General features: G+C 71.9%; 8 protein-coding genes. 3 read left to right on the top strand and 5 right to left on the bottom strand.

Annotation, left to right across the window (positions count from 1 at the left end; genetic code table 11):
- Window positions 1-145: 145 nt before the first annotated feature.
- The gene (locus ACFVDP_RS41975) at window positions 146-811 is read left to right on the top strand and encodes an antibiotic biosynthesis monooxygenase (protein ID WP_383502544.1); all 666 of its coding nucleotides are present in this window, start codon (window positions 146-148) and stop codon (window positions 809-811) included.
- A 476-nt stretch (window positions 812-1,287) separates the two neighbouring features.
- Here the strand turns inward: ACFVDP_RS41975 and ACFVDP_RS41970 are convergent, their stop codons facing one another.
- On the bottom strand, window positions 1,288-2,160 hold the full coding sequence (locus tag ACFVDP_RS41970; RefSeq protein WP_383502541.1) for a helix-turn-helix domain-containing protein: 873 nt from the start codon (window positions 2,158-2,160) through the stop codon (window positions 1,288-1,290).
- A 128-nt stretch (window positions 2,161-2,288) separates the two neighbouring features.
- Here ACFVDP_RS41970 and ACFVDP_RS41965 point away from each other — a divergent pair, with 128 nt between their 5' ends.
- Window positions 2,289-3,332 (top strand): NAD(P)-dependent alcohol dehydrogenase, encoded by a 1,044-nt coding sequence (locus tag ACFVDP_RS41965; protein ID WP_383502539.1) that lies wholly within the window; start codon window positions 2,289-2,291, stop codon window positions 3,330-3,332.
- Window positions 3,333-3,476: 144 nt separating this feature from the next.
- Window positions 3,477-3,824 (top strand): DUF1330 domain-containing protein, encoded by a 348-nt coding sequence (locus tag ACFVDP_RS41960; protein ID WP_383502536.1) that lies wholly within the window; start codon window positions 3,477-3,479, stop codon window positions 3,822-3,824.
- A gap of 30 nt (window positions 3,825-3,854) precedes the next feature.
- Here the strand turns inward: ACFVDP_RS41960 and ACFVDP_RS41955 are convergent, their stop codons facing one another.
- The 4 genes from ACFVDP_RS41955 to ACFVDP_RS41940 form a co-directional block, all read right to left on the bottom strand.
- Complete coding sequence (locus tag ACFVDP_RS41955; RefSeq protein ID WP_383502533.1) at window positions 3,855-4,214, bottom strand: GntR family transcriptional regulator; 360 nt, start codon at window positions 4,212-4,214, stop codon at window positions 3,855-3,857.
- Entirely contained in the window at window positions 4,208-5,173 is a 966-nt protein-coding gene (locus tag ACFVDP_RS41950; RefSeq protein WP_383502530.1) for a DUF1648 domain-containing protein, read from the bottom strand. Before ACFVDP_RS41950 ends, ACFVDP_RS41955 begins: the two co-directional genes overlap by 7 nt.
- A gap of 38 nt (window positions 5,174-5,211) precedes the next feature.
- Window positions 5,212-5,763, bottom strand: coding sequence for an antibiotic biosynthesis monooxygenase (locus ACFVDP_RS41945; RefSeq protein WP_383502527.1), 552 nt, complete (start codon window positions 5,761-5,763; stop codon window positions 5,212-5,214).
- A gap of 167 nt (window positions 5,764-5,930) precedes the next feature.
- Complete coding sequence (locus ACFVDP_RS41940; RefSeq protein ID WP_383502524.1) at window positions 5,931-6,527, bottom strand: DUF4291 domain-containing protein; 597 nt, start codon at window positions 6,525-6,527, stop codon at window positions 5,931-5,933.
- Window positions 6,528-6,531: the final 4 nt, after the last annotated feature.

The raw sequence follows: 6,531 nt of genomic DNA, 5'->3' as shown, positions 1-6,531 counted from the left end.
CGGAGAAAGGACAACAAAAAAGAGGGAAACCATGCAAAAGCTTCCGACCAAAAGTGGGAACAGGGAGAGGGGGGGGGGCTTCGGCCCGGGTTCCCCCCCTTGGGTCGGGGGCTGGGGCCGGGCCGCTCGTGTTTGGCTGGCGGACATGACAACGCAGACGGTCGAGTACATCCGCTACCGCATCGCGGAAGCCCGCTCCGCCGAGTTCCTCGCCGCGTACACCCGGGCGTCCCGGCTCCTGGCCGCCTCGCCCCACTGCGTCGCGTACGAACTCGACCGCTGCGAGGAGGACTTCGAGCACTTCATCCTGCGCATCGTGTGGACGTCGACCGAGGACCACGTCGAGGGGTTCCGGGAATCGGAGCTGTTCCCCGACTTCCTCGCCGAGATCCGTCCCTACGTGGGTGACATCGACGAGATGCGCCACTACAAGCCGACGACGGTACGGGGGAAGGGCTCGGCCGAGCCGACGCTGTACGAGCGGGCGGGCGGCGCGGACGGGGTGACCCGCCTCGTCTCCGCCTTCCACGCCCTCGCCGTCAGGGACGACCTCCTGGGCCCGTTCGTCGCCGAGCTGCCCGACGCGTACGCCGACCATGTCGCGCTGTGGCTCGCCGAGGCGTTCGGCGGACCGGGTCCGTCCGGGCACAGCCAGATGGCCGCCTGGCACACGGGCAAGGACATCACCGAGGCGCAGCGGCGGCGCTGGGCGAACCTGATGCACGACGCCGCCGACGCGGCCGACCTGCCGCCCGACCCCGGCTTCCGCTCCGCGTTCGCCGGGTGTGTGGAGTGGGCGGCACGGCTGTGACGGTCGGGCGGCTCTCCGGCTGCGGCTCTCGTCGTGGCTGGTCGCGCAGTTCCCCGCGCCCCTGAGATGCGCACTTCGTGCGCGATCTCATCAGAGGCGCGCCCCCTGCCCAAGACGGAGGCGCGCCCCCTGCCCAAGGCGGAGGCGCGCCCCCTGCCCAAGGCGGAGGCGCGCCCCGTCCCTCAGGAGAGGCGCGCGAAGCGCAGCCTCAGGGGGAGGCGGCGCGAAGCGCCTGCCTCAGGGGCGCGGGGAACGGCGCGAGAAGAGGCCACCGGCCGTCAGCTGAAGGTCAACCCATCAGGGGCGCGGGGAACGGCGCGAGAAGAGGCCACCGGCCGTCAGCTGAAGGTCAACCCATCAGGGGCGCGGGGAACTGCGCGAGAAGAGGCCACCGGCCCGCGGGCGAACGACAACCCGACAAGGGGCGCGGGGAACTGCGCGACCAGCCACGACGCACTCGCAGCCGACCGAAAACCTCAGCGGGGCGCCCGCGCGTCGGCGCCCCAGCTGGCCAGCAACCGCAGTGCCTCCGCCGAAGAAGTCCCCGGCTCGGCGTGGTACACCGACAAGAACTGCCCGTCGTCGTCCGGAAGATGCAGCGTCTCGTACGACAGGGACAGCTCACCGACCAGCGGATGCCGCATCCGCTTCACCCCGTGCCCCTTCTCCTTCACATCGTGCGTGGCCCACAACTTCCTGAACTTCTCGCTCTTGACGGAGAGTTCACCCACGAGCGCCGACAGCTCCGGATCGTCCGGGTTGCGGCCCGCGTACAGCCGCAGATAGCTGACCATGTCCGACGCCTTCGACTCCCAGTCGAGGAACAGCTCGCGGGAGGCGGGATCGAGGAACGTCAGCCGAGCCCAGTTCCGCTCGGCCGGCGCCAGCTCGCCCCAGTCGCCGAAGAGCGCCGCCGCCATCGGATTCCAGGCGAGGATGTCCGACCGCGCCCCGCCGATGTACGCGGGCACGCCCTCCAGGTTGTCCAGGAGATGCCGCAGCGAGGGCCGCACCTGCTGCCGCCGGGGCGCCCGCTGCTTGCGCCGCGCCTGCGTGGGCTTCGCCAGATGGACCAGGTGGGCGTGCTCGGTGTCGCTCAGTTGCAGGGCGCGCGCGATCGCGTCGAGCACCTCCGCCGACACATTGCGCCCGTTGCCCTGCTCCAGACGCGTGTAGTAAGCGACCGAGACCCCGGCGAGCTGGGCCAGCTCCTCGCGGCGCAGCCCCGGGACCCGGCGGTGCCGGCCGGCCGGCGAGAGCCCCACGTCCTCGGGCTGGAGCCGGGCCCGCCGGGTGCGCAGGAACTCGCTGAGCTCGGCGCGGCGGTCCAGGGTCGGGTTGTCGTCCATGCTGTCCAGTATTCCCGGTCGTACGACGGTGAGCCTGACCCCGTCAGTAGTAGGACCACTGGTCGTACGCAAAGGGGTGACCTGCGCAGATGTCGCAGCAGGGGTGCGGCTCGGGCAGGCTTGAATCCATGACCACCACTGTTGCCGCGTACGCCGCGCCCAGCTCCAAGGCCCCGCTGGAGCGCACCACCATCGAGCGCCGTGACGTCCGCGAACACGACGTTCTGATCGACATCAAGTTCGCCGGAATCTGCCACTCCGACATCCACCAGGCCCGTGAGGGCTGGGGCGAGGCCATCTTCCCGATGGTCCCCGGGCACGAGATCGCCGGTGTCGTCGAGGCCGTCGGTTCCGGTGTCACCAAGTTCAAGGTCGGCGACCGGGTCGGCGTCGGCTGCATGGTCGATTCCTGCCGCGAGTGCGAGAACTGCCTGGCCGGGAACGAGCAGCACTGCCTGCGAGGGAACGTCGGCACCTACAACGCCGTCGGCCACGACGGTGAGCCCACCTACGGCGGCTACTCGCAGAAGGTCGTCGTCGACGAGGCGTACACCCTGGGCATCCCGGAGGGCCTGTCGCTCGACGTGGCCGCGCCGCTGCTCTGCGCGGGCATCACCACGTACTCCCCGCTCAAGCGCTGGGGCGCGGGCCCCGGCAAGAAGGTCGCCGTGGTCGGCCTGGGCGGCCTCGGCCACATGGCCGTCAAGCTCGCGCACGCCATGGGCGCCGAGGTGACCGTCCTGTCGCAGTCGCTGCGCAAGAAGGACGACGGCCTGAAGCTGGGCGCCGACCACTACTACGCGACCAGCGACGAGCAGACCTTCAAGGACCTCGCCGGCGCCTTCGACGTCATCCTGTCGACCGTCTCCGCCCCGCTGAACTTCGGCGCGTACCTGAGCCTGCTGAAGACGAACGGCGCCCTGGTGAACGTCGGCGCCCCCGAGGAGCCGATCTCCCTGAACCTGTTCTCGCTCATCGGCGGCAACAAGGTGCTCGCCGGTTCCGCGATCGGCGGCATCGCCGAGACCCAGGAGATGCTCGACTTCTGCGCCGAGCACAACCTGGGCGCCGAGATCGAGCTGATCGAGGCGAGCCAGGTCAACGAGGCGTACGAGCGCGTCATCAACTCGGACGTGCGGTACCGCTTCGTGATCGACACGGCCACGATCTGAGCCCGTGCTGAACCACTCCTCATGATCTGAGGGGCACCTCTCACGACCTGAGGGGCACTCCTCATGACCTGAGGGGTAATCGACGCCCTCCCCGGGCTCCCGGCAGGATCCCCCTATCCAGCCGGACCCGAGGAGGGCTCGCCCATGACCGCCTACGCCATCGCCGTACTGCGCCCGACCCAGCCCCTGCACCCCGATGTCCTCATCTACATCGAGCGCGTACAGGGCACCTTCGAGCCCTACGGCGGCCGGTTCCTGTCGCACGGCAAACCGGGGGAGTGGGTGGAGGGCGAGCGCCCCGGCGACCTGGTCATCGTCGAGTTCCCGGACCTCGCCCACGCCCACGACTGGTACGCGTCCGACGCCTACCGGGAGATCCTCCCGCTGCGCGCCGACCATATCCCCGGAGAGCTGGTCCTCCTGGACGGCGTACCGGAGGGGTACGACGCGGGGCGCACGGCGTCGCTGATGCGGGGGGCCGCGGCGATGTGAGGTGCGCGGGCCGGCCCGGGGCAGGGCACGTCAGGGCGAGAGCCCGCCCCGCACCAGCCCCACGATCTCCTCGTCGCTCAGCCCGAGCCGGCGCCCCTCGCCCACGAGCACCTGCACAGCCTCGACCAGCCGGGCCCGCCCCGCGGTCGCCGCCCCGCCGAGCACCACGGCGCCCCGCCCGCGCCGCAGCTCGATGACGCCTTCGTCGCGCAGCCGCTGGTAGCCCCGCAGCACGGTGTGCAGATTGACCCCCAGCGAGTCGGCGAGCGCCCTGGCCGAGGGCAGCCGCTCTCCCGGGTCCACGTCCCCGTCGGCGACGGCGCGGCGCACCTGTGCCGCGATCTGGTCGCCGAGGGGAGTGGCGGAGGCGGGGTCCACACGGATCAGCACGGGCTGCCCTTTCGCGCGACGAGGGAGTTGAGCAGGGCGGCCGCGGTTCCGGCGTCGTCGACGGTGACGGCGAACTCCCGCCCGCCCGACCGTCGTACGACCAGGGCCTCACCCGCCCGCAGGACCACCCCGCTCGCGCCGGGCCGGATCCGGTACCCCCAGCCGCCGAAGTCACCGAGCGGGCTGATCGTACGCCGCGACGCGCTCTCGACCTGCTCCAGCGGAATCCGCACCCGCGGCCACGACAGCAGGCTCTGCGCCACGACGAGCCCCCTCGGCCCGACGGTCACCTGGACCCGGCCGAACACCAGCGTGGCCAGCCCCGCGCCCGCGACCACCAGGCCCCACCGGCTGACCAACGCGGTGACCACGAGCCCGGCCACGATCAGCGCCGCCGCGATCAGCGCGAGCGGCCACGACCCGGCCTGCCGTACCCAGACCGCCCGCTCGCCCTCGCGCAGCGCGAGCGAGGCGCCGCCGGCCGTGCCCTCGCCCACCTCCCAGGCCCGGGGCCAGCCCCGGGTGATCAGCCACCCGGCCCCGCCCGCGACGGCCCCGATCCCGAAGGCCACGACCAGATGCCACCAGGGCATACGGGCGTCATGGGCATCGCCGACGACGGCATTCACGCGCAGCACGGACACCGACACGGATCCCAGCAGCCCCGCCGTGGCCCAGCCGAGCACCACGGTCCAGCGCGCGGCGCCGACCCGCTGCCGGGCCGCGACGACGGCGAACAGCACCCCGGTCCCGATCAGCATCAGCAGACCTACGACCAGGAAGCCCTCGGCCGAGGAGAACCCGTCGGGCGGCCCGCTGCCCGGGAAGTGCGTGGCCATGGGGTCGGGCAGCCGGTCGCGCAGCGAGGTGTGGACGGCGGTCGCGACGAGGGCGGCCGCGGCGAACGGCAGCCCGGCGAGGAGGGCCCGTGGGGTGCGGGTGGCTCGGGAAGGGGTCATGACGGCTCCATCCACTCAATGTGCGTTGGTTGTTAGCGTCATAGTAGAACAATAAGCGATCGAGGCAAAGGCGTTGGCGCGACCGCCGTTCGCGCGGCCGCGTCGGACCACTCCGCGATGACGACGGCGCGTTCGCCGTCCGGCGTCGCGTGGATGTGCGCGCCGAGCAGGCCCGGGGCGGGCGCCGTCGCCGCCTCGACGGCATCGGGTGTCGTGGTGATCACCTCGAAGACGCCGGCCGGACGCACCGGGTCGTGCACCACGCTGCGCTCCAGCCGGGTCCGTACGAGCCCGGGCCGCTCGATGCCGGGCACCAGGGTGTCGACGCGGCCGACCACCTGGGGGCGGTGGGCGCGGGCCCAGCTCAGGTGAGCCTCGTCGCTGGTCCACTGCGCGTAGAAGAGGAGGCCCGTTCCGTCCGCCGCCCGGAAGACGTGCTGGGCGAGGCGTGCCGCGGGCGCGGACGCGGCCGCCCATTCGTCGGCCAGGGCCTCGGCGGCGGCCCGGGAGCGCTCGGCGGTGCCGGTGAGCCACTCGCTCATGAGGGCTGTTCCTGCGTCGGGGTGCACGAGATCGAGGAAGCGTGTCATGGCGAACACCCTGCGACCTCGACCGAGGTTGAGGTCAAGATCGCCCCGGACACCGGCCGGGAGCGTCGCGTGACAGTCGCGGCCGTTGCGCTACGTCACGTCGCGGAGCTGTCACAGGGGACTACGAGCCGGGCATGTTCGCCGCGTCGGCCGACCGGGACGGGCCGTCAGGGCACGAGGTGCCCGAGATCCAACCCGGCGACGGGGTAGGGCCGTTCGGCAGGGACCAGCCGGGCGGCCCGCTCCGTGTCCCCCTCGCCGACAGCGGCCCGCACCTCCCGCGCGAGCGGCGTGACATCCCTGATGCCGACCGTCCACTCGTCCGCGTACAGCCGCACGGCCTCACCGGAGAGCCCGAGCTGCAACGCCCGGTGCTCCAGCGGCCGCAGCCGCAGATCCCGCTCAGGATCCCACTGCACCCGCGCGGGCGACCGCTTCAACTCCCGCTTCCACGAGGCCTGATCGCTGTGAACGGAGCGCGTGTAGCTGGACAGACAGGCATGCCGCACCGCCCACTCGAACCCCTCCCGCGCGATCTCCACGGCGAGCACAACTTCCTGCCCGGGCTTCTCGGCCCACCCGCACCGATACATCATCCAAAGAAAGGACGGCTTGATCCACGTCATCCGGTCCCGCTTCCAGAGCGCGGGGAACCGCCCGTCACGGGCGGCGGGCAGCCCGATCTCCGGCGCGTACGCCTGGTAGACGGTGATCGTCGACGCCGTGTACGCGGCGCGGATCTCGTGGCGTGGTTCGGATGTCATGCCG

Origin of the sequence: Streptomyces sp. NPDC057694 (assembly GCF_042799415.1) — a bacterium.
Lineage (GTDB): Bacteria > Actinomycetota > Actinomycetes > Streptomycetales > Streptomycetaceae > Streptomyces.
Note: the sequence above shows the minus strand (reverse complement) of the source record. Positions and strands in the feature narration are given on the sequence as shown.

Excerpts from the sequence above, each read along its gene's own strand:
- ACFVDP_RS41960 (WP_383502536.1), top strand. The coding sequence starts at position 3,477 with ATGACCGCCTACGCCATCGCCGTACTGCGCCCGACCCAGCCCCTGCAC.
- ACFVDP_RS41940 (WP_383502524.1), bottom strand. The coding sequence starts at position 6,527 with ATGACATCCGAACCACGCCACGAGATCCGCGCCGCGTACACGGCGTCG.
- ACFVDP_RS41945 (WP_383502527.1), bottom strand. The coding sequence starts at position 5,763 with ATGACACGCTTCCTCGATCTCGTGCACCCCGACGCAGGAACAGCCCTC.
- ACFVDP_RS41965 (WP_383502539.1), top strand. The coding sequence starts at position 2,289 with ATGACCACCACTGTTGCCGCGTACGCCGCGCCCAGCTCCAAGGCCCCG.
- ACFVDP_RS41975 (WP_383502544.1), top strand. The coding sequence starts at position 146 with ATGACAACGCAGACGGTCGAGTACATCCGCTACCGCATCGCGGAAGCC.
- ACFVDP_RS41950 (WP_383502530.1), bottom strand. The coding sequence starts at position 5,173 with ATGACCCCTTCCCGAGCCACCCGCACCCCACGGGCCCTCCTCGCCGGG.
- ACFVDP_RS41970 (WP_383502541.1), bottom strand. The coding sequence starts at position 2,160 with ATGGACGACAACCCGACCCTGGACCGCCGCGCCGAGCTCAGCGAGTTC.